Source organism: Collinsella ihumii, from assembly GCF_030385545.1.
Taxonomy (GTDB): domain Bacteria; phylum Actinomycetota; class Coriobacteriia; order Coriobacteriales; family Coriobacteriaceae; genus Collinsella; species Collinsella ihumii.
In genome coordinates this window covers 1-22644 of sequence record NZ_JAUEIQ010000008.1, presented here as the reverse complement: position 1 = coordinate 22644, position 22644 = coordinate 1, and the positions used below count along the sequence as shown (strand labels likewise).

The following is a 22644-nucleotide window of genomic DNA, read 5'->3' as shown; positions in this document are numbered from 1 at the left end:
TGATTCCGTCGACCGCCTCGATCCGTGCCCGCCTCCCGCCGTCGCGGGAGCGGACGGCGCCGCACAGGTCAGCCGGCGCCTCCCCGGCCCCCAGGCTCGTCAAACGAGCAGGTCCAGGGGAGCTCTGCGAGCGCGACCGTCACGCCGCCGCACGCGAGCTTGCCCGCGCAGAGCCTGCCGCCCGCGGCCACCGCGGCGCGCTCGCACACGTTGTCGACGCCGACCGTCTGCGCCACGAACGCCGAAGACGAGAAATCCCCGGGCTGCGCCGCGAGTGCGTCGGCGGTAAACGCCTCGAGGGCGACGCCGCGGCCCGCGCACCATTCGACCAGCCCCGGCTCATCGCGCTTGAGCTCGATCGTCGCCGCCGCGCCGAGCGAGTCCGGCAGGATGCCCGCCTCGGCGCACGCGGCCCGAATCGCCCCCTCGATCGCGTCCGCCGATGCGCCTCGGCGGCACCCCACGCCCGCCACGATGCAGCGCGGGACCACGTGGAGCGCCCGCTCACCCGGGCGCGCGGCCGGCGACACGATGACGTGCGCCTCCGCACGGGAGGGCGCACGGCGCACGCGTGCGGGCAGGGGGCCCAAGACCTCGGCGTCGCACCACAGCGCAACCTCCCCGCCCGCAAGCAGGCGGGCGGACACGTCCTTGATGCGCTCCGGCTCGCCGATGGCCATGCCGCGCGAGACCGCCCAGGTGTCGGCCGCCCACACGCCGCGCCCATCGGTCGCCGTCGTGACGACGGGCGCGGCGCCGACGGCACCGGCGAGCTCGCGGGCGAGCGCGTTCGCGCCGCCCACATGGCCCGACAGGATCGGGATGCACCAGCGCCCGCCCTCGTCCATCACGATGACGGCGGGGTCGGACACCTTCGACCGCACATGCGGGGCGATCGCCCGCACGGCGATGCCGGCCGCGCCCACGAACACGAGCGCATCGGACGCGGCGAACGCGTCGGCGCACCACGGGGCGAGCGGGACCCTGTCCGCACCGAAGCCGCGGGCCAGGCTCCACGCGTGACCCGGCAGGGCGGCGCGGGCTCGATCCGCCAGCGCCTCGCCCGCAGCCGTGAACGCGATGCAGGCGATCCTCATGGGCGCACCACCACGGTCGTGAAGTAGCCGCTCTCCTCGGGCGCGTCGGCCAGCGTGCGGAAGACGCGCTCGCCGGCCATGCCGCAGTCGGTCACCGCGGACGCGCGGTCGAGGACGTCTGCGCGGGCCAGGTCGCGCTGCAGCTCCCCCAGATGGCCCCCGGCCTTCATGAGGACCTTCGTGCCCGGCCAGGCGAAGGCGCGCTCCGCGTCCGCGCACGCGGCGGGCACGATATGCAGCGGCGTGTCCATCCGCGGCGTGAGGTCGGCGCCGAGCGTCGCCGCGACGGCGCAGAAGCTTGGCACGCCGGGAACGGTGCGGACCTCGAAGCCCCGCTCGCGCACGGCGGCCGCGATGCGCTGGAACGTGGCGTAGATGCTCGGGTCTCCGAGGTTCAGCAGCGCGACATCCAGGCCGCGCCCGAGCCGCCCGACGATCTCGTCGACCGCCCGAGCATGCCGCTCCGCGCGCCGCGCGCCCTCGCCCCCCATGGAGAACCTCAAGGTCAGGATCTCCTTGCCCGCGAGGTCGACCGCCGCGCGCGCGATATCGAGGGCCACGGTCGCGCCGCCCGCCGTCTGCGGGGTCGCCACCACCGGGCACGCCTCGATGGCGCGCATCGCCTTGAGGGTGATGAGCTCGGGATCCCCCGGGCCCACGCCCACGCCGAACAGGATGCCGTTACCGTCTGCCATATTCGCTCCTCAACGTTTCGCACAGACCGTGTGCGCCGGACGTGGAAAACAGCTCGCCGCGCACCTGGCTGAACACGATCGCGGCGATCTCGCACGCGGGCCGCGACCCGGCGTCGCAGCCGAGCGCCACGCGGTCGCGCAGATGCCCCTCGAGCGCGCGCGTGAGGCTTTCCAGCACCTCGTCGAGCACGCCGGCGCGCTCGACGACATCGAGCATCGCATCCGTCGTGGCCGCATCCATGATCTCGCGCGCCACCGGGCCCGCGGCCCCCGCCAGCGCGGCGTGCGCGCACACAATCTCGGCCCGTCCGTCGGCCACCCGCGAATGCGTGTCCATGATGCCGCCCGCGACCTTGACCATCTTGCCGATATGGCCCACCACGAGGATGCGCTCGAACCCGCAGGCGACCGCCGCATCGAGCGCGGCGCCCATGAAATTCGAGCAGGCCACGACCGGGGCGCGCCCGGTATCGAGGTGCCCGGCGAGGTAGTCGTACCCGTAGTTTCCCGGGACGATCACCAGGGCGCGGCAGCCCAGCGCGGCGTGCTGGCGGATCTCGAGCTCGATGCTCTCGCGCAGCGCGGCCAGGCTGCGCGGCTCCACGATACCGGTCGTCCCCAGAATCGAGATGCCACCCTCGATGCCGAGCTTGGGGTTGAACGTGCGGCGGGCGATGCGCTCCCCCTCGGGAACCGAGATCGTCACCTTGAGCCCGCCCGCATAGCCGCGCTCGCGGCACACGTCGCGCACCGCCTCGGTGATCATCGCGCGGGGCACCGTGTTGATGGCCGCCGCCCCCACGGGCTGGTCGAGCCCCGGCTTGGTGACCCGGCCCACGCCGACACCGCCCTCGATGGCGACGCCGTCGCGTTCCGCGGCCTCGACCTGCGCGCAGACGAGGGCGCCGTCCGTCGCGTCGACGTCGTCGCCGCCGTCCTTGCGGATCGCGCAGCGCGCCCAGCCCGCGCCCGCCCGCGCGTCGAGGACCTCGGACTCCACACGGACGCCCGCCGGCGTCACGACGGCCGCGGACGCCGGGGCCGCGCCGTCGAGCAGAAGGCGGGTCGCGGCCTGCGACGCCAGGGCGGCGCACGTGCCCGTGGTATAGCCGCAGCGCAGGCGCCTGCCCGCGCTCACGCGGTACAGATCAAGCGCCATCGTGCGCTCTCCTGAACCCTGTGGAGAACCCGGGGTCGTACAGGCGGCTGCGATCGTAGGACCCCTCGAGCACGCGCCCGACCACCACGAGCGCCGTGGAGCGGATGCCGTGCGCCGCGCCCGTCTCGGCGAGCGTGCCGACGCGGCAGCGGATGACCTCCTCGTCGGGCCATGTCGCCTTGTACACGATCGCCACCGGCTCCTCGGGCGACCTGCCGGCCGCGAGCAGCTCCTCCTGCAGCCGCTCTAGCATGCCCGCGCTCAAAAAGATCACCATCGTGGAGCCATGGGCGGCGAGCGACCGCATGTCCTCGCCCGCCGGCATGGGCGTGCGGCCCTCGAGGCGCGTCAGCATCACCGTCTGGCTCACGCCGGGAAGCGTCAGCTCCTGCCTGAGCGCCGCGGCGGCCCCGCAGAAGCTCGACACGCCCGGCGTCACGTCGAAGGGGATGCCGCGCGCCGCGAGAGCATCCATCTGCTCCTGGATCGCCCCGTACACGCTCGGGTCGCCCGTGTGCAGGCGCACGACCTCGCGGCCTGCCGCATGCGCGCGCTCCATGACGGCGACGACCTCCTCGAGCGTCATGGTCGCGCTGTCGTGGACCTCGCAATCGGGCCGGCATGCGTCGAGAAGCTCGGGGTTCACGAGGCTTCCCGCCCAGATCACCACGTCCGCCGCGCGCAGCAGGCGGTCTCCGCGCAGGGTGATGAGATCGGCCGCTCCGCTGCCCGCTCCCACAAAGTGCACCATGGCAATCCCCTTTCGTCGTTATCGTGAGGGCATTGTAGCGCAGCGTGCGGACACGGCGCGCATAAAGCCGTGCGCGCATGCGGGGCTCCCGATCAATTTCGCCGTCATGCTGCACAAAATCGAATAAGCAGGTATGATGGAGGCGGTACCGTACTGCTACTACCGATTCGAGAAGAGGAACGGCCGGCGCTCGTACCGCCGGTATCGTCAAGGGAAATCAGGTGCGAATCCTGAGCAAGGGCCATTACTGTGAGAGGCACACGCCTCAAGCCAGACTGCCTTGCCGTTCCTTGCGGTGCAACGCAACACCGCGACGTTCGACTCCGTGAACCCCGGAGGGCGTGCGTGCATATCCGTCTTTTCGCCCCGTGCGGGCAAACGGCCCGATGCAACGCCCTTCACCTCGTGAAGGGCGTTTTCTTTTGCGGTCCAGGCAGGTGTACGAGAACGCGCGGTACCGGTCGCTGTACACCAGACAGAAAGGATCGCACCATGGTAGACCAGCACCTGACCAGGCGCGCCCTCGTGGGCACGGCGGGCGCAGGCGCCCTCGCGGCGGCCGCAGCGCTCGCCGGATGCTCGAGCGCGGGCGGCGAGGCGGGCTCTTCCGCAACATCCGGATCGCAGGGCAAACCCGTCATCCTCGTCGTGAGCTTCGGCACGAGCTACAACGCGAGCCGCCACATCACGATCGGCGCCATCGAGGACGCCATCCGCGAGAAATATGGGCACGAGTACGACGTGCGCCGCGCCTTCACGGCCGACACCATCATCGACATCCTGAAGGAGCGCGACGGCATCGAGATCGACAACGTCGAGGGCGCGCTCGACCGCTGCGTCGCCGACGGCGTGAAGACGCTCGTCGTCCAGCCCACCCACCTCATGGACGGCTTCGAGTACACCGACCTGGCCGATGCACTCGAGGAGTACGCCGACAGGTTCGACGCGACCGCGCTCGGCGCGCCGCTGCTCGACGCGCCCGAGGACTTCGAGGCCGTTGCCGCCGCGCTCGGCGACGCCATGGCCTCCTACGATGACGGCCAGACGGCCTTCGTCTTCATGGGCCACGGCACCGAGGCCGACGCCAACGCCGACTACGCCACCATGCAGGACACCTTCACCGCGCGCGGCATGGGCGCCTACTTCGTGGGCACGGTCGAGGCCGAGCCCACCTGCGAGGACGTCATCGCCGCGGTCCAGGCCGCAGGCTACAGCCGCGCCGTCCTCTCGCCGCTCATGGTCGTCGCGGGCGATCACGCCACCAACGACATGGCGGACACCGGGGACCCCGAGTCCTGGGCCTCCAAATTCGCCGCGGCGGGCATCGAGACCACATGCCTGCTTGTCGGCCTCGGCCAGTACGCCGCCATCGACGACATCTACGTCGACCACGTCGAATCCGCCATCGCGACCCTGTAAGGACACGCCATGATCAAATCTTCGCTGCTCATCATCACGGCCCTCGCGGGCACCCTCGCCCTGGCGGGCTGCTCGACGGCATCCGAGACGCCGGCCGATACGGGGTCCGCGCCCGCGCAGGCCGCCCAGCAGACCGCCTCCGACAACCGGGAGTCCGGGCCCGTCACCGCGGACATGCTGGTCGACGGCACCTACGAGATCTCCGTCGACTCGAGTTCGAGCATGTTCCGCATCGTGCACGCCGAGCTCACCGTGGCAGACGGCCAGATGGCCTGCGCCATGACGCTGGGCGGCACCGGGTACGAGAAGCTGTTCATGGGCACGAGCGACGAGGCCGCGTCGGCCTCCGACGACCAGTGCCACTTCTTCGTCGAGGGCGACGACGGCTCCTACACCTACACCGTGCCCGTCGCGTCCTTGGACGAGGAGTGCGACTGCGCCGCATTCAGCATCCGCAAGCAGAAGTGGTACGACCGCACCCTCGTGTTCGAATCGGGCGACCTCCCCGAGTCCGCGTTCCGTTCCGCCTAGGGGAAGATGGTCGCCATGCTCATCGCTTCCCGCTCCCCCCGGGCCCGTCGCGTCCCTGGGATCGGCGCGCTTGCCGCCGCGCTGCTGTGCGCGCTCTGCCTCGCGCTCGGCGCATGCGGAAGCCCTGCCGGCTCTTCCGGCTCCGGGCTGGCGAACGGCAGCTACACGATCGATATGTCGCTTGAGGGGGGCACCGGTCGCGCGCAGGTCGCCTCCCCCGCCGCCGTCAACGTTGAGGACGGCGCCATCACGCTGACGCTCGTGTGGTCGAGCTCGAACTACGACCTCATGGTGGTCGACGGGACCGAATACGCCCCGACGACCACCGAGGGCGGCTCCACGTTCGACATCGAGCTGCCCGAACTCGTGGATTCGCTTGCCGTCCAGGCCGAGACCACCGCCATGGGAGACCCCCACCTCATCGAGTACACCATCGAGCTCGATACGGAATCGCTCGCGCCCGCCGACGGCTCGGCTGGGCCCCAGGCGGCGGAGACGGAGGAATCGTCCGCGGCGGCGTCCGGCGCCAACGTCGCCGACTTCCACAACACCGATCTCGGGTGCGGCCTCGAGCCGACCGGGTCGCTGGAGCTCCAGTACGCCACGAACTTCACCGTCGACACCTTCGAAGGCGGCCTCAGGCTCGTCTGCATCGCCAACGGCGAGCGCTTCCTCGTCGTGCCCGAAGGCTCTACGGCCCCCGACGGACTGGCCGATGACATCGCCGTGATCCAGTTGCCGCTCGACAACGTCTATCTCGTCTCATCGAGCGTCGCCTGCCTTATCGACGAGCTCGGCGCCATCGATGCGATCGGCACCACGTCCATCAAGCAGGACGGCTGCCCCATCGAGGGCCTGGCGCGCGCCTACGAGGCGGGCACCGTGAGCTACGGCGGAAGCTACGACACGCCCGATTTCGAGCTCATCGCCGGCACGGGCTGCACGCTCGCCATCGAGAACACCATGATCAACCACAATCCCGACGCCAAGCAGAAGCTGCGGGACCTGGGCATCACCGTGCTCACCGAGCAGTCGAGCCGCGAACCCGAGGCGCTGGGGCGTCTCGAGTGGATCAAGCTGTTCGGCGTGCTGTTCGGCAGGGAGGCCGAGGCGGACGCGTTCTTCGCGCAGGCCGTCGAGCGCGTCGAGGCCGTCGCCGCCAAAGAGCCGACCGGCAAGACCGTCGCGTTCTTCTACATCAACTCGAACGGCGCCGCCGTCACCCGGCGCTCGGGCGACTACGTGGCGCAGATGATCGAGCTCGCCGGCGGCACGTATCTGTTCTCCGACCTCACGGGAGAAGACGGCACCTCCTCCTCGACCGTCACGCTCGAGATGGAGGAGTTCTTCGCGACGGCGCGCGACGTCGACGTCATCATCTACAACAGCACGATCGACGGCAGCGTCTCGAGCCTGTCCGACCTGCTCGCCAAAAACCAGCTGCTCGAGCAGTTCTCCGCCGTGCAGGAAGGCAACGTCTGGACGACCGACCAAAACATGTACCAGCAGATGACCAACACCGCGGGCATCATCACCGATATCCACAACGTGCTCGTCGGGGACACCGACGACCTCACCTACCTCAAGCAGCTGAGCTGATCCGCGCACAACAGCCACGGGCCAATCCGCCCCGCCCTCGGCGCCTTTGACACGGGGGCGTCGAGGGCGGGGCGGATTGGCGTCGCGCCCGACCCGTCAGCGGCGCCGGCTGTGGGAGTTGCGCCAGATCTCGCGCCCCAGCATGAGCGCGAGCACGAGCGCCGACAGGTACCCCAGAAAGCCGATGACGGGAATGCCGAAGATGACCGGCTCGATCTTGGCGTAGTAGACCACCGATGAGCCGATGAACAGGCCGGCGATGACGATGGACATGGACATGCGGTCGACGATGCCGCCCACATGGCGCAGCACGCGCTCGCTGCCGAGCACCTGCGTGTTGATTTTGAGCTGGCCGCGCGTGAGCATGCGCGAGGCCAAGCCGAGCTGGTCGGCCGCCTCGAGCAGGCCCTTCGCCGCCCGCACCGACGCGTGCGCCATCTCCTCGGCGGTCTCGGCGGCGCGGGTGAAGGAGCTCTTCTCGTTTTTGATGTGGGCCGAGATGATCTCGACCATGTTGACCTCGGGCATGTACTCGGACAGCAGGCCCTCGAGCGTCACCATGCCGCGCGCGAACATCGTCACGACGCTCGGCAGCTCGACGTCGTTTTTGCGCGCCAGGCTCACGAGCGACGTCAGGAACTCGCCGATATCCAGGTCCTTCAGGTTCAGGCCCGCGAAGTCCGCGACGATGAAGTCGAGGTCGGACAGAAACGTCGAATGGTCGAGCTCGGACGAGTCCCCGCGCGTGACCGCGAAGCGCATCAGGGAGTCCTTGAGCTTGGCGACGTCGTTCTCGGCGACCGAGAAGATGATGTCCTTCACGATCGCGCGGTCGTGGCTGGACATGCGCCCCACCATGCCCAGGTCGATGAAGTAGACCACGTTGTCTTTCAAGATGATGTTTCCCGCATGCGGGTCGGCATGGAAGAAACCGTCGTCGAGCACCTGCGTCGAATAGTCCTCGACGATGCGCGCACCGATCTTCTCCAGGCTGTAGCCCGCCTCGGAAAGCGCCAGGGGGTCGGCGATCGAGATGCCGTCGATGTAGTCCATGACGACGATGTGCTCGGTGCAGTACTGCAGGTACGACCGCGGGCACGAGATGCCGCGCGTGTCCTTGTGGAACGTGTAGAAGTCGTCGAGGTTGCGCGCCTCCATGAGGAAGTTCGTCTCCTCGCGAAACGACTGCCACAGCTCCTCGACGACGCCCTGGAGGTCCACGAACTGGTCGGTCTTCACGAAGCGCGACGCCGTGCGCACGATGGAGCGCATGATGTCGATGTCTTGCGCCATGACCTGCTGGGCACCCGGGCGCTGCACCTTGACGGCGACGTCCTCGCCGGTCAGCAGCCGCGCGCGATGGACCTGCGCGAGCGAGGCGCTTCCCAGCGGCTTGCGGTCGATCCACTCAAAGACCTCGGCGGTCTTGCGGCCGTACTCGGCCTCCAGGCAGTCGCGAATCACCCAGAACGGCACCGGCTCCACGTCGGTGCGCAGGCGCCTCAGCTCGTCGCAGAACCGCTGCGGCAGGATCTCGGAGCGGTTCGCGAGGATCTGCCCCATCTTGACGAACATGGGGCCGAGCTCCTCGATGAGGCAGCGCAGGCGCACCGGCGTGATGTTGTTCCACGCCTCGTACTTGCGCACGAGGTTGAAGATCTCGGCGATGCGGCGCCTGCGCCCCTTCGCCGTGAGCTGGAACTCCTCGGCGGGAGCCATGACCTCCGGCTCATCCGGAAACTCGTCCTTTGCCCGCGCGCGCCTGTGGCCCAGGCGCGCCATGAGCTCCTCGTCCTCGAAGACGATGGTATCGTCGGGGTCCAGTTTGTCCCGTTGTGAGCTGGTGGTGTCGACTCCTGCCATGATGAATGTTTACGCGTCCTGCTCCGTCTCGGGCGCGCTCGAGCCCTCGGCCCCCGCCGCCTCCTGCTCGACCTCGACCGCCTCGACCTTGACCGACACGGTGTCGTCGTCAACCGAGTCGATCAGATCGCGGACGTGCGCCATGAACTCGACGCGCTCCGCCTTGGTCATCGCGCGCACGCGCGCCAAGATGAGCTCGTCGAGGATGCGCTCGGCGACGGTCTCGCCCTGGGTGTTCAAGCGGTCGGTCACATCCGAGAACGCACCGCCGGCGCGCTCGAAGATGTCGGACATGGAGCGCGCGAAATCGGGCGTCGAGGAGTCGCGGCGGACCTCCTCGCCCTTGGCGGACAGGCTGTCGAGCACCTCCTTGCCCTTCTCGGCCGTGAACGCAGCCGCTCCGAAACCGATGTTCACCATATTGTTGACGAGGTCTTCGAACTTCGTGGCCATGTGAGCCTCCTTATTCCGAACCGTGCCGGGCATTCGTCTGCTCGCCACGTGCGTATTGTCTTCTTGTACCCCGAACCGCCTCGTTAGTTGTCCGACATCGCGAAAGCGTTTTTCATCGCGAGGCTCGTGGTGAAGAGCACGCGGCCGAGCAGATCGTCGGTCTCGCGCTTGAGGTCCGCCGCCATGCGGTCGTTCGCCTCCGCGAGCGCCGCGCTCACCTCGTCGCGGGGAAGCTTCTCCACCGCGGCGTCCGTCTCGCGCAGCAGGCGGTGCGCCATGCCGCCGATCTTCTCCTGATAGCGCTCGATATGGGCGGAGTTGTCGTGGAAGCGGGCGTCGGCGAGCGCCGCGATGATGCGGTTGGCCCAATAGAAGCTCTCGGACGTCACGCGCTCCGTCGTGTTCTCCAGGTACTCCGGCATGTGCTCGACGTTCGCGTAGAGCGGCACGAGCGCGTTGAACACGTTGGAGCCGAAGGCCATCCACTGCACGCAGGCGTTCTCGTGCGCAACGTAGGGGCGGATCTGGAGCACCGCGAGCTGGCCGTTGCGGTTGATGCCGATGGGACGGTACGCGCCGCGCGTGGCGTCGGTGCCGCCGCGGCCGTAGCAGTCGTAGGGCGTGCCCTGGTAGTGGGCGGACAGCACGTACTTCACGTCCTCGATCGTGACCTTGCGCTCGGGCACACGGCTCCAGGGGATGTCGTCGGACTCGGGGCCGAAGGCGGCGTCCGGGCCGTCCCAGCCGTCGCCCGGGTTCAGGCAGCGCTGCATGTACCAGGCGCGCGGCGTGTTGTACACGTGGTCGGAATCGGAATGGGAGCCGAAGGCCTCGCGCGGGTTGAAGATGTCGCCCGCGAGCAGGCCTTCGCGAACGTCGTCCACGAAGTTGTCGAGGTCGTCGAGCATGTCGTCGTCGGCGTCGAACAGCGCGTCGGCCAGCTCGTCGTAGATGTCGTCCAGCGTGTCGTCGACCACGTGCGGCGCGAGCATGGTGAGGTTCAGGTGGTTGGCCTCCATCCACGCACGCAGGTCGGCACTCGCCATGTGCTCGACCTGATCGCCCTCGGCGTCCGCCAGGTCGAAATAGTCGATGCCGAGCTGGTTCGGCATGGTGACATAGGCGTCGTCGGGCACGCGCTTGGCGATCCAGTGATGGCCGCCGATGGTCTCCAGCCACCAGATCTCGTCGGCATCCGAGAACGCGATGCCGTTCATCTCGTAGGTGCCGTACCGCTCGAGCAGCTCGCCCAGGCGCTTGACGCCCTCGCGCGCGGTGCGGACGTAGGGCAGCACGACGGTGACGAAGTCCTCCTCGCCGAGCCCGCCGGGGGTCGCGGGCACGTAGCCCTCCTCGCCCTCGGTGCCGCGGGCGGGCGCATACTCCACGAGCGGGTCGGCGCCCAGCACGCGCTCGTTGCTCGTGATGGTCTCGGTGGCCGACATGCCCACGTTGGCCTCGTTGAAGCCGGCAGCGGCCCAGATGCCGTGGCCGGGCAGCGCGTCGGGCACCGAGCTGTAGCGCATCGGGTCGTCCGGCAAATCGAAGGTGAGGTGCGAGGCCGTCGCGGTATAGGTGCGCGGCTGGTCCGCCGGCATGACCACGGCCATGCGCTTGGGCTCGAACTTGCCGCCGGGCGAGTCCTCGTTGCGCGCCACGATCGTGGAGCCGTCGTAGCTCGCGAGCTTACCTACCAGAATCGTCGTGCAGGCCATAGCTGGTGATCCTCCTCGTCCGGCCGGACGCGGGATGCGCCGGCCATCGGTTTGCCGTCCGCACTAGTGTAACGCCTCGCCCGGACACGCGGCGCGACAGCGAGGCGGAGTCGTCGTCACGCCGGCCGGCTTCCGCGCATAGAGGGCACCTCGGCTTCCTGACGTGACAATGGCTCCGTCTTGTTGTCACGAACGAGGTGCACGAGCCCCTACAGCCCGTGCTGCAGCTTCGCGGCAAGCACCACGTTGCTCATCAGCATCGCGCGCGTCATGGGGCCCACGCCGCCGGGCACCGGCGTGATGGCGCCGGCCACGAGCTCGGCCGAGTCGAAGTCGACGTCGCCGCAGAGCTTTCCCGCCTCATCGCGGTCCATGCCCACGTCGATGACCGTCGCACCCGGTTTCACCCACGGCCCCTTGATCATCTTGGGCACGCCGCAGGCCGCCACGAGGATGTCGGCGCTCTGGCAGATGCGCGCGAGCTCGTGCGGATCGGTGCGGGAATGCGCGACCGAGATCGTCGCGTTGCGGGCGAGCAGCATGAAGGCCATCGGCTTGCCGACGATCGACGAGCGGCCGACGATCACCGCGTTTTTGCCCGCCGGATCGATCTCGTACTCGTCGAGCATCTCCATGATGCCCGCCGGGGTGCAGGGGCGCAGGCCCTCGAGGCCGCGCACGAGCCGGCCCATGTTCATGGGATGGAAGCCGTCGACGTCCTTGTTCGGGTCGATGGCCGCCACGACCCGCTCGGTATCGAGGTGCGCCGGCAGCGGCATCTGGACGAGGATGCCCGTGACGTCCTCATCGGCGTTCAGGCGCCCGATAAGCTCCATGAGCTCCTCTTGCGACGTCTCGGCAGGCAGCTTGTAGTCAAAGGAGCGGATGCCGCACTGCTCGCAATCGCGCAGCTTGGAGCGCACGTAGGTGGCCGAAGCCTGGTCGTCGCCCACGAGCACCACGGCAAGCCCGCACGAGATGCCGCGACCGCCGAGCTCGGCAACCTCCGCCGCTGCGCGCTCGCGCACCTTCGCCGCCAACGCCTTTCCATCGATAATCGTCGCCACGGACCGTTCCTTTCATCTGTGTTCTGGAAACCGTTTCCCAAGGGAGCTACCGATCGACCGCGTTCGCGGCTCACGACACGGGGCCGACCGGAGCGGAATGGATTGATCGGTGGTTCCCTAGGGAAACGCTGATCAATTGCTTTCGCGGCGGTCGGTTCCGTGGCGAGGCGAATGCGGGCGAAGGCGAGGAAGGCGCAGTGGAGCTGCGCCGACGCAGCCTGGGCGCGCAGGCGCCCGCCACGGGGCCGACCGATGCGGAATGAATTGGTCAGCGTTTCCCTAGCCTACTACGAAACGGGCGCGACCGCCCTCGGCGTCGCGCATGTTTCGATTTGACGCGCCCTCTTGCCACGGCTCGCCCGCAACGCAAACGGCCCGGGCAGCTCAACCGCCCGGGCCGCATATCCAGCGATCGGAGGCTTATCGCCTAGAACAGGCCGGAGATGACGCCGTTCTCGTCGACGTCGATGTTCTCGGCCGCCGGGACCTTCGGCAAGCCCGGCATGGTGAGCACCTGTCCGGTCAGCGCGACCACGAAGTGCGCGCCGGCGGACACCTTGAGCTCGCGCACCGTGATGCGGAAGCCCTCCGGCGCACCGAGAACCTTGTCCTGATCGGTGAAGGAGTACTGGGTCTTGGCGATGCAGACGGGCAGGTTGCCGAAGCCGTTCTCACGCAGCTGGGCGAGCTGGCGCTTGGCAGCGGGCGTGAAGTCGACGCCGTCGGCGCGGTAGACCTTGGTCGCCACGGCCTCGATCGCATCGGCGATGTCCGTGCCGTCCTCGTAGGAGAAGCGGAACTCGTTCGGCTGCTCGACCAGGCGCATGACCTCGTCGGCGAGCTCGAGCGCGCCTTCGCCGCCCTTCGCCCAGACCTCGGAGAGCTTGACGTTGACGCCGAGTTTCTTGCACTCCTCCTCGATGAGGGCGAGCTCGGCCTCGGTGTCGGACGGGAAGCGGTTGATGGCCACGACACACGGCAGGCCGTAGACGCTCTGGATATTGTCGACGTGGCGCAGCAGGTTGGGCAGGCCGGCGCGCAGGGCCTCGAGGTTCTCCTCGTTGAGGTCGGCCTTGGCCACGCCGCCGTTGTACTTGAGCGCGCGGGCGGTGGCGACGATCACCACGGCGTCGGGGGAAAGCCCGGTCATGCGGCACTTGATGTCGAGGAACTTCTCCGCGCCCAAATCGGCGCCGAAGCCCGCCTCGGTGATGGCGATGTCGCCGAAGCGCATGGCCATGCGGGTGGCCATGATGGAGTTGCAGCCGTGCGCGATGTTGGCGAACGGGCCGCCGTGCACGAAAGCTGGCGTGTGCTCGAGCGTCTGCACGAGGTTGGGCTTAAGCGCGTCTTTGAGCAGGGCCGCCATGGCGCCCTGGGCCTTGAGCTCGGAGGCGCGCACCGGGCGCCCGTCGTAGGCGTAGCCCACCACGATCTCGCCCAGACGGTTCTTGAGGTCGGTGATGGAGGTGGACAGGCACAGGATGGCCATGATCTCGGAGGCGACGGTGATGTCGAAGCCGTCCTCGCGGGGCACGCCCTGGGCGCGCCCGCCGAGGCCGTCCACGATATGGCGCAGCTGGCGGTCGTTCATGTCCACGGCGCGCTTCCAGGTGATGCGCTTGGGATCGATGCCGAGGGCGTTGCCCTGCTGGATGTGATTGTCGAGCATCGCCGCGAGCAGGTTGTTGGCGGCGCCGATGGCGTGGAAGTCGCCCGTGAAGTGCAGGTTGATGTCCTCCATGGGGATGACCTGGGCGTAGCCGCCGCCCGCCGCGCCTCCCTTGACGCCGAACACCGGGCCGAGTGACGGCTCGCGCAGCGCCACCGCGCTCTTGACGCCGCGACGGCGCAGGCCGTCGGCCAGGCCGATCGTCGTGGTGGTCTTTCCCTCGCCCGCAGGGGTGGGGTTGATGGCGGTGACCAGCACCAGCTTGGCGTCGTGGTCCGTCGGCTCGTTCAGCAACGAGTAGTCGATTTTGGCCTTGTCGAACCCGTACGGGATGACGTACTTCTCATCGACGCCCGCTTCGCGAGCGACCTCGATGATGGGAAGCGGCTTGACGGAATGTGCAATCTCGATGTCTGACAACATGGCGGACCTCCCTGACGCGCCTTGTAAAACAGACGACTAGCATACAACGAACACGGCCGGTTACGAAGAACTCCTCCGTAACCGGCCAAATGTATAAACCGAAAGTAACCTACGCATCTGCAGGGGGCTCGATACCCAAGTGATCGAACGCGACGGCTGTGGCCACGCGTCCCTGCGGCGTCCTCACGATCAAACCGCGCTGCAGCAAATAGGGCTCGTACACGTCCTCCATCGTGTTGGGGTCCTCGCCCACCGCGCTCGCCAGCGTGGTGAGGCCGACCGGGCGGCCGCGAAACGTCTTGACGAGCGTCTCCAGGATGCGGATGTCCATCCAGTCGAGACCGAGCTCGTCGATCTCGAAGAACGAGAGCGCCTCGCGCGTGATGGGATAGTCGATATGCCCCCCGCCGCGCACCTGTGCGTAATCGCGCACGCGCTTGAGCAGGCGGTTCGCCAGGCGCGGCGTCCCGCGCGAGCGGGACGCGATCTCGCAGGCGGACTCGTGGTCGATCTCCACGCCCAGAATGGTCGCCGAGCGCACCACGATATCGGCGAGGTCGGCGATGGAGTAGTAATCGAGGCGGAACGAGATGCCGAAGCGGTCGCGCAAGGGGCCGGTGAGCATGCCGGAGCGCGTCGTCGCGCCCACGAGCGTGAAGTGCGGGATGTCCAGGCGGATCGATCGCGCCGCGGGCCCCTTGCCGATCACGATGTCGAGGGCGAAGTCCTCCATCGCGGGATAGAGGATCTCCTCCACCTGGCGGTTCAGGCGGTGGATCTCGTCGATGAACAGCACGTCGCCGGGCTGCAGGTTCGTGAGGATGGCCGCCAGGTCCCCCGTGCGGGCGATGGCGGGGCCCGATGTCGTCTTGATCTGCGCGCCCATCTCGTTCGCGACGACCGCAGCGAGCGTCGTCTTGCCGAGGCCCGGAGGACCCGAGAAGATCACGTGGTCGAGGCATTCGCCGCGCGACTTGGCCGCCTCGATGAGGATGCGCAGGCTCTGCTTGATATGGTCCTGCCCGCAATAGTCGTCTAGGCGCTGCGGGCGCAGCGAGCGCTCGACGTCCAAGTCCTCGGTGGTGAGGTTCCCGGTGACGAAGCGGCCGTTCTCGTGCCCGCCTGTTGCCGAAGACGGGTGCGGGGGCGCCGCATCGGCCCACAGGTCTACCGAATCATCTGCTTCCCACATCATGCATCCATTCCGAGACGCTTCAGCGCCGCGGTCAGAAGATCCTCGACGCGCATGCCGTCCCCATCATATCCGGAAAGCGCGAGGTCGACCTCCTGCGGGCTGAATCCCATGGACAGCAGCGCGGCGCGCGCGTCGTCGATCGCGGAGGGCGCGGGTGCGGGCGCGAGCGGCAGCTGGCCGGCTGCGGGGATATCGGCCGCCAGCAGGCCGTGGTCCTTGGCAAAAACGCTCTTGAGCTCGAGGATGAGGCGCTGGGCGGTCTTCTTGCCCACGCCGGGCACCGTCGCCATGCCCTGGTCGTCCTCCGCCATCACCACGCTGTAGAGCTGGGACACGGTGAACTTCGACAGGACCGCGAGCGCGAGGCGCGGACCGACCTTCGAGACGGACACGAGCCGCTCGAACATCGTGCGCTCCTCCTTGGTGGCGAAGCCGAACAGCGTCATGGCGTCCTCGCGCACCTGCAGGCGCGTGAACAGGCGGCACTCCTCGCCCGGCGCGGGCAAAGACGCCGCCGTCGTCCCGGATATCCCGAGCTCGAACCCGACGCCGCCGACGTCGACGACCGCCGCGCTCGGCGTCGCCTCGATGAGCGTTCCGCGAATCTGGGTGATCATGAGTAGCCGTTTCCCCTCTTCTCGACATACGACCAGCCGCTCAGGGCGGCGGTTCGACGTTGGTTGGCATGGCAGATGGCGCAGGCGAGGGCGTCGGCGGCATGGTCCGGGCGCGGGTCGTGGTCGAGGTGGAGAAGATTGCGCACCATGTACATGACCTGGCCCTTGTCGGCAGCGCCGGTGCCCACGACCGCCTGCTTGATCTGCATGGGCGTGTACTCGCCCACCTCGACGCCGCACAGCGAGATCGCGACGAGCGCCGCGCCGCGCGCATGCGCCGTCGGGATGGCCGAGCGGACGTTCGCGCCGAAGTACACGCCCTCGACCGCCGCCTCTTGGGGACGGTAGCGCTCCACCACCGCCGTCAGGTCGTCGGCGATATGACGAAGGCGCACGGCCAGGTCGCTGCCCGAAGACGTCTGGATGCAGCCGTATGCGCGGCAGCGCACCTCGCCGCGGCGCTCCTCGACCACGCCCCAGCCGGTGTTGGCGAGACCGGGATCGATACCCAAGATGACCATGCGCACCTCCTCACGCGTGTATGTTCGAACATCTGTTCTACTATACCATGAGAGCCGGTCCCGCATGGACACATTTTTCCATCTCGCGCCCGCCCTCCGCATGCCCTCCGCATGCAAGAAACAGGTACGTCCCCCTCTTGCAAAAATGCATGCGGGGGACGTACCTGTTTCTTGCACTTTTGCATGGGAGGCGCACCTCGCGGGGCGGCATCAGTTCTGGGAAAAGAAGGGGTACTGCCTGATATGGCTGCCGAACGCCTGCTGGGCGTCCGCATCGGGCACCTGCCCGTCGGAAGCGGAGCTCAGCATGGACCGCAGGCTGCTCTCGAAGCGCTCCATGTTCTCGCGCATGCGCTGCTGGCCCTCTTCGCTCATGAGCTCCTCCTGCTGCTCGGGAGACAGGCCAAGCAGGTTTCCCAGAAGGCCGAGAATCTCGCCGCGCACCCGCTCGCTGTGCGCCTCGCCGAGCGACTCGACGTGCTTGACGCCCTCGCGGGCGACGTCGACCACCGTGCGGGGCTCCTCCCCATGGCGGCCCAGATCGGACCAACCGAGCATGGCGGGCCAGATGCGCTCGCCAAACGAGCGCGGGGACACCGCCGGGATCATGGGCAGCGCGCGTCGCGCCATCTCCGCCCGCCTCGTCAGCATGAGCAGGATGGCGGCCCCTTCCGGCGAGGTCTTGTACAGCGGAAGCTCCTCCAGCACCCGGTTGCGGTCGACATGCGCCTCGAGCGCACCGTCGATCTGCGTGGGCTCGAGCGTCGCCAGAAGCTGCGCCATGCGCTCCGTGTAGACGGGGTCCTCGCAGCACGACATGATCGCGTGCGCAAGGATCAGCCCCATGCGCTCGGCAACCGCCTCGAGCGTGATGACCGAAGGCGGCAGCACCGACGAGACCCGCATGCGGTAGCGGGCGAGGAACTCGAGCGATGTCAGGTAGACGTCGCCGAACGGGGCGTCCACGGCAAGGGACGCGCCGGAGCTCAACGCGGCGGCAGGCGCGAGCGCCGCGTCGGTCTTGGTGAGCGACGACAGCATGCAGGCGTCCATCTCGTGCGCCACGTCCGCCAGGTACAGCGCGTCGATGCCGATCCGCAGGCGCCCCGCGTCGCGCGCGGGGACGTCGCGGTCCATCCAGCGCGAGATATCGCCCTGGGAGCGCTCGACCAGCCGGATGTTCAGATTGGCGGCGAGCTGCCTGACGCACTCCATGCGCTCGCGCTCTAGAGCCTCCTGCTGCGGAGTGAACACGTCGGAGCGCTCGAACGCCACGCCGACCACGTTGCGCGGGCCGAGCGCGTCAACGGCGAGTACGGCGAGCAGGCTCGACGGGAGATCGCCCTCGAGCGCCAGCGCCGCGCGCGCACGGCCGCTCGCCTGCACCGTGTCGCGCACATGCAGGCGAAGCGCCTCCCAGATCCACTCCTCGCGAAAGAAGCGCGGCAGCTCGTGCGCATCGAGCGCCGGCACGATCACGCCGCGGCTGACCTCCTGGATCAGCAGATCCTCCTCGAAGCACGGCGAGCAGGCGACGACGCGGCCCGAATCGTCCATCACGAACGACCCGCCCGTGTAGACCGTCTCGTCGAACGCGCCGACCGGCGCCATGCAGGCGAGCCACACGCCGTTTTGGGACGCGACCTCGGTGAAGTGCCCGTCGGCCACGCCCGCCACCGCGCAGGTCTCCTCGTTGTAGGCGTTGAAGCCGCTCATCTGGAAATAGATCGCCACGTCGCATCCGCGCGGCAGCTGCGGCATGTCGCGCTCCAGGTCGAAGACGGCGGCCACGCGCGAGCCCGCAACGTCGAAGACCGCCGGCTCCCACACGCCGACATCGAACCTTCCCGTGCGCAGGGAGAACATGGTGCGCAGCGGCAGCACGCGGCCCTCGCGCAGCAGGAACGCCTCCACGAAGGGGGTCTGCTCGATGGCGACCACCGCGGGGACCAGGCAGTCGACGCCGAGGTGCTCCACCCTCTGGGCCACATCGACAAGACCGCCCACCAGGTCGTTCTCGTAGTTGGGATAGTCGACGAGCGTCGTCGGCTGCATGCCGCCGAACAGCGGGACCGGCGTGCACAGCAGGTTCGCACCGGCGCGCGCGGCGAGCTCCGCCTGGTCGGCGATCCGCGCGCACGTGCCCTCTATATCTCCAAGGCGCATATCGATCTGCGCCAACGCAAGCTTCATCGGATATCCCCTCATCACATCGCTGCATCCATGATAGCCGCTCGACGCCCGCCCGTAGGCGAGCGCGCGACAATAAGCGAAGGGCCGCCCGCACGGGACGGCCCTTCTTTGCACGGCACGCGGCGATCCCCCGCCGCAGGTGGCGACGGGATGCTACATGCTTAGAACTTCGCGCTCCACAGACCATGCAGGTTGCAGTACGCATAGATGGTACCGGACTTCATGCCGCCGGCAAAGAACGTGACCGGCGTCTGGCCGGGCTTGAGATAGTGGACCTCGAGACGGTCATCGGCCTCGAGCGCCACCCACTCGATGTAGTGCTCCTCGACCATGGGGTGCTCGACCTCGCCGATCTGCACATGGATGATGTGCCCGTCGCGCTGCAGGTCGACAGAGGGGACGTGCTTCTCGGTTGCGGCGTCCACCGTGTTGGGCTCGAGCGCGGTGAAGCCCTCGGGCACCGCCTCGCCCTTGATGTTCGCCAGGAAATTGCCGTTCTCATCCTTATAGAACGTAGCCATGTCGGCTCCCTTCGTTTCGTCGTTCGTTCACTCGGGCTTATTATGCCCACGCGAACGACGGGCATACACCGGACGCGGTTTGCCCACAAGTGAGGACGGATTGGCGAAGGCGGCCTCAAGGAACCCCTGGTCGTTGCGCTCGCGCCGCGCAGCACGGTGGCGCGGATTGAACCGATCGGTGACTCTCGGCGCCTACTTGACCGTCAGCACCGGAACGTCGACCGAGCGCAGCACGCCGAAGCTCACGCTGCCGAGCATGCCGCGCAGGGCGCCCAGGCCGCGCCTACCCATGACGACCAGGTCGATGCCGTGGTCGGACACGTACTCGGCGATTCCCTCGACCGGGGAATTCGCGACCTTCGCGTTGGTCACGATCTTGCACTGCGCGTTGTCGAGGGCGTCGTCCACGACGTTTTGGATGTCGGCGCGCACGCGATGGACGATGGCGCCCATCATGCTGTCGTAGTCCACCGAGCTGGCCATGATGGACGAGTCGTCGAAGGCGCCGCCGGCGAGCATGGGCATCGACACGGCGTTGAACGACACGACCGAGATCACGTGGACCGTGGCATCCGGGTCGTCGCCCACCATCCCGAAGGCGATATGCAGCGCGCTTCTCGCATGATCGGACTCGTCATAGGGAACCAACACGTTCTTGAAGAACATAGGCGCTCCTTCCCTCGCGAACGAACACGGACCTCACCCGCGTTTATACCCGCCCCGCGGATGCGGCCGGCGCCCGCACCGGCAACGGCGCAAATCGGCCCCCAAGCGGCCCCGTGCAAATTCGGGGACGTACCTGCTGCGTGCAAAAATGCACGCAGCAGGTACGTCCCCGAATTTGCACGGGGCCGCCATGCGCGCTAGTAGCGGCCGCGCAGGGCGTACCAGCCCTCGTGCTGCTCGACCTCCAGCGGGACGCCGAACAGGTCGCTCATGGTCCGGCTGTTCAGAAGCTCGCGCTTGGGGCCGTCGGCGAACACCTGGGCGTCCTTGATCAGCAGCACGCGGTCGATGGCGGGGATGATGTCCTCGGGATAGTGCGTGACGAGCACCACCGAGCGGCCCTCCTCGGCGAGCAGGCGCATGGTGTTGCGCACGTGGTACATGCCCTCGGGGTCGAGGCCCGTGCAGGGCTCGTCGAAGATCAGGATGCTCGGGTCGCTCATGAGCTCGCGGGCGACCAGCACGCGGCGCACCTGGCCCGTCGACAGCGTCATCACGTCGCGCTCGGAGAGGTCGACGATGCCCAGCCGATCGAGCGCCTCGAGCGCCTTGGCGCGGACCGCGTCGTCCACGTCCACGTGGCGCGGCAGGCCCAGCGTGCCGAACTGGCCGCCGCACACGATGTCGATGACCGGCAGGTGCACGCGCACCTGGTCGTGCATCGTGGCGGACACGATGCCGAGCGCCTGCTTGATGTCGGAGAGCAGCGGGCGGGCCTGGCCTCGGAAGCGCATGGGCGGCTCATCCCGATGGAGCGGGAACACCTCGCGCGTGAGCAGCTGGATGAACGTCGACTTGCCGGCGCCGTTGGGACCAAGCAGCGCCACGTGCTCGCCTTCGGCCAGATCGAAGCGGTCGACCGACAAAATGGTGCGTCCCCCGCGCACGACCTGCGCATCGCGCAGCTGGAACAAGGGGGCGCCCGCCCGCCCGCAAGCTTTCGTCTCCATAGTCGACCTCATTTCCGCACGGATGTTTTGGCTATGCTACGCCAAGCGTCCCGACGCGAAAAGAGCCGAAACGAGATTTGAGCTTTTGGGGACAGTCCCTTTTTGTTCGCGACGGCGCACGTGCGCCGTCGCGAACAAAAAGGGACTGTCCCCAAAGGTTCCCCAAGCACCGGGCCCGCGTTGCGCCGCCTCCGAGAACGTGATACTTTACAACGCAAAAGCACATCCATGGGAATTAAGAAGAGGGGCGCACGCTATGACCGATATGCTCACGCTGGACGCATTCGAGGAGGCCTCCGCCAAGGTCAAGGAGGTCACCCAGAAGACCGAGCTCGTCGAGAGCCCGTACTTCAGCCAGGCGACCGGCAACCGCGTGTTCTTCAAACCCGAGAACATGCAGCGCACGGGCGCCTACAAGGTCCGCGGCGCCTACTACAAGATCTCGACGCTCACGCCCGAGGAGCTCGACCGCGGCCTCATCACCGCGAGCGCCGGCAACCATGCGCAGGGCGTCGCCTACGCGGCCACCCGCGCGGGCGCCAAATCGGTGGTCGTCATGCCGACGACGACCCCGCTCATCAAGGTCGAGCGCACCAAGCAGTACGGCGCCGAGGTCGTGCTGCACGGCGACGTCTACGACGAGGCGTGCGACCACGCCCTCAAGCTCGCCGAGGAGCACGGCTACACGTTCATCCACCCCTTCAACGACCCGGTCGTCGCCACCGGCCAGGGCACCATCGCCATGGAGATCGTGCAGGAGCTGCCGCTCGTCGACACCATCCTGGTCCCCGTGGGCGGCGGCGGCCTCGCCTGCGGCGTCTCGACGTTCGCCAAGCTCTACAACCCCAAGATCCGCGTGATCGGCGTCGAGCCCGAGGGGGCCGCGAGCCTCACCGCGGCGCTCGAGGCCTCTCGTCCGGTCAAGCTCCCCAGCGCGAACACCATCGCCGACGGCACCGCCGTGCTCGAGGTCGGCGACGAGGTCTTCCCCTATCTGGAGCAGAACCTCGACGAGGTCATCACGGTGCCCGACGAGGAGCTCATCGTCGCGTTCCTCGACATGGTCGAGAACCACAAGATGATCGTGGAGAACTCCGGCCTGCTCACCGTCGCCGCGCTGAAGCACCTCCCGGCGACGAACAAGCGCGTCGTGTCGATCCTGTCCGGCGGCAACATGGACGTCATCACCATGTCCTCCGTCGTCCAGCACGGCCTCATCCAGCGCGACCGCATCTTCACGGTGAGCGTGCTTTTGCCCGACCGCCCCGGCATGCTCGTGCGCGTGGCGAACGCCATCGCCGAGCAGAACGGCAACGTCATCAAGCTCGAGCACAACCAGTTCGTGAGCACGAACCGCAACGCGGCGGTGGAGCTGCGCGTGACCATCGAGGCCTACGGCACGGAGCACAAGCAGCAGATCATCGACGCGCTGCGCGCCGCCGGCTTCGAGCCGCACGCCAGCCAGACGATGCTATAG

Annotated in this window: 20 protein-coding genes; 4 read left to right on the top strand and 16 right to left on the bottom strand. The window is 68.1% G+C overall.

Annotated elements, in window-relative coordinates; genetic code table 11:
* Positions 1 to 68 precede the first annotated feature (68 nt).
* The 4 genes from QVN30_RS08355 to cobM are packed head-to-tail and all read right to left on the bottom strand — an operon-like array spanning position 69 to position 3702.
* Positions 69 to 1097, bottom strand: coding sequence for a cobalt-precorrin 5A hydrolase (locus tag QVN30_RS08355; RefSeq protein WP_289836043.1), 1029 nt, complete (start codon positions 1095 to 1097; stop codon positions 69 to 71).
* Complete coding sequence (gene cobI, locus QVN30_RS08350) at positions 1094 to 1792, bottom strand: precorrin-2 C(20)-methyltransferase (RefSeq protein WP_204564374.1); 699 nt, start codon at positions 1790 to 1792, stop codon at positions 1094 to 1096. The genes QVN30_RS08355 and cobI overlap by 4 nt, the downstream gene beginning before the upstream one ends.
* The gene (gene cbiD, locus QVN30_RS08345; RefSeq protein WP_087200443.1) at positions 1779 to 2951 is read right to left on the bottom strand and encodes a cobalt-precorrin-5B (C(1))-methyltransferase CbiD; all 1173 of its coding nucleotides are present in this window, start codon (positions 2949 to 2951) and stop codon (positions 1779 to 1781) included. Before cbiD ends, cobI begins: the two co-directional genes overlap by 14 nt.
* Positions 2941 to 3702, bottom strand: a complete 762-nt coding sequence (gene cobM, locus QVN30_RS08340; protein WP_087200444.1) for a precorrin-4 C(11)-methyltransferase — start codon at positions 3700 to 3702, stop codon at positions 2941 to 2943. The genes cbiD and cobM overlap by 11 nt, the downstream gene beginning before the upstream one ends.
* A 492-nt stretch (positions 3703 to 4194) precedes the next feature.
* Here cobM and QVN30_RS08335 point away from each other — a divergent pair, with 492 nt between their 5' ends.
* The 3 genes from QVN30_RS08335 to QVN30_RS08325 are packed head-to-tail and all read left to right on the top strand — an operon-like array spanning position 4195 to position 7251.
* Entirely contained in the window at positions 4195 to 5121 is a 927-nt protein-coding gene (locus QVN30_RS08335; RefSeq protein WP_289836042.1) for a sirohydrochlorin cobaltochelatase, read from the top strand.
* A gap of 9 nt (positions 5122 to 5130) precedes the next feature.
* Complete coding sequence (locus tag QVN30_RS08330) at positions 5131 to 5652, top strand: hypothetical protein (protein WP_289836041.1); 522 nt, start codon at positions 5131 to 5133, stop codon at positions 5650 to 5652.
* 15 nt (positions 5653 to 5667) lie between these two features.
* The gene (locus QVN30_RS08325; protein WP_289836040.1) at positions 5668 to 7251 is read left to right on the top strand and encodes an ABC transporter substrate-binding protein; all 1584 of its coding nucleotides are present in this window, start codon (positions 5668 to 5670) and stop codon (positions 7249 to 7251) included.
* Positions 7252 to 7347: 96 nt separating this feature from the next.
* On the opposite strand, the gene QVN30_RS08320 is transcribed toward QVN30_RS08325, so the two are convergent.
* The 12 genes from QVN30_RS08320 to QVN30_RS08265 form a co-directional block, all read right to left on the bottom strand.
* Positions 7348 to 9033 carry an ABC1 kinase family protein gene (locus QVN30_RS08320; RefSeq protein WP_435051634.1) on the bottom strand — a complete coding sequence of 562 codons (1686 nt, stop codon included), beginning with the start codon at positions 9031 to 9033 and terminating at the stop codon, positions 7348 to 7350.
* 90 nt (positions 9034 to 9123) lie between these two features.
* Complete coding sequence (locus QVN30_RS08315) at positions 9124 to 9567, bottom strand: hypothetical protein (RefSeq protein ID WP_289836039.1); 444 nt, start codon at positions 9565 to 9567, stop codon at positions 9124 to 9126.
* A gap of 83 nt (positions 9568 to 9650) precedes the next feature.
* Positions 9651 to 11282, bottom strand: coding sequence for a C69 family dipeptidase (locus QVN30_RS08310; protein WP_289836038.1), 1632 nt, complete (start codon positions 11280 to 11282; stop codon positions 9651 to 9653).
* A gap of 209 nt (positions 11283 to 11491) precedes the next feature.
* On the bottom strand, positions 11492 to 12349 hold the full coding sequence (gene folD, locus QVN30_RS08305; protein ID WP_204570312.1) for a bifunctional methylenetetrahydrofolate dehydrogenase/methenyltetrahydrofolate cyclohydrolase FolD: 858 nt from the start codon (positions 12347 to 12349) through the stop codon (positions 11492 to 11494).
* Positions 12350 to 12776: 427 nt separating this feature from the next.
* A complete protein-coding gene (locus QVN30_RS08300) occupies positions 12777 to 14444 on the bottom strand; it encodes a formate--tetrahydrofolate ligase (RefSeq protein WP_087200459.1) in 1668 nt (555 codons plus the stop codon).
* Between the two features lie 109 nt (positions 14445 to 14553).
* On the bottom strand, positions 14554 to 15636 hold the full coding sequence (gene ruvB, locus QVN30_RS08295; protein ID WP_204541380.1) for a Holliday junction branch migration DNA helicase RuvB: 1083 nt from the start codon (positions 15634 to 15636) through the stop codon (positions 14554 to 14556).
* Positions 15636 to 16256, bottom strand: coding sequence for a Holliday junction branch migration protein RuvA (gene ruvA / locus QVN30_RS08290; RefSeq protein ID WP_289836037.1), 621 nt, complete (start codon positions 16254 to 16256; stop codon positions 15636 to 15638). Before ruvA ends, ruvB begins: the two co-directional genes overlap by 1 nt.
* Positions 16253 to 16777, bottom strand: coding sequence for a crossover junction endodeoxyribonuclease RuvC (ruvC, locus tag QVN30_RS08285; protein ID WP_066833849.1), 525 nt, complete (start codon positions 16775 to 16777; stop codon positions 16253 to 16255). The genes ruvA and ruvC overlap by 4 nt, the downstream gene beginning before the upstream one ends.
* 210 nt (positions 16778 to 16987) lie before the next feature.
* Positions 16988 to 18970: a hypothetical protein gene (locus tag QVN30_RS08280; protein WP_289836036.1), complete on the bottom strand. Its 1983-nt coding sequence runs from the start codon at positions 18968 to 18970 to the stop codon at positions 16988 to 16990.
* A gap of 161 nt (positions 18971 to 19131) precedes the next feature.
* On the bottom strand, positions 19132 to 19491 hold the full coding sequence (locus tag QVN30_RS08275; protein ID WP_066833855.1) for a desulfoferrodoxin family protein: 360 nt from the start codon (positions 19489 to 19491) through the stop codon (positions 19132 to 19134).
* Between the two features lie 192 nt (positions 19492 to 19683).
* Positions 19684 to 20157, bottom strand: a complete 474-nt coding sequence (locus QVN30_RS08270) for a universal stress protein (RefSeq protein WP_066833858.1) — start codon at positions 20155 to 20157, stop codon at positions 19684 to 19686.
* A gap of 197 nt (positions 20158 to 20354) precedes the next feature.
* A complete protein-coding gene (locus QVN30_RS08265) occupies positions 20355 to 21167 on the bottom strand; it encodes an ABC transporter ATP-binding protein (RefSeq protein WP_289836035.1) in 813 nt (270 codons plus the stop codon).
* A 256-nt stretch (positions 21168 to 21423) separates the two neighbouring features.
* Here QVN30_RS08265 and ilvA point away from each other — a divergent pair, with 256 nt between their 5' ends.
* Positions 21424 to 22644 carry a threonine ammonia-lyase gene (gene ilvA / locus QVN30_RS08260; RefSeq protein WP_066833865.1) on the top strand — a complete coding sequence of 407 codons (1221 nt, stop codon included), beginning with the start codon at positions 21424 to 21426 and terminating at the stop codon, positions 22642 to 22644.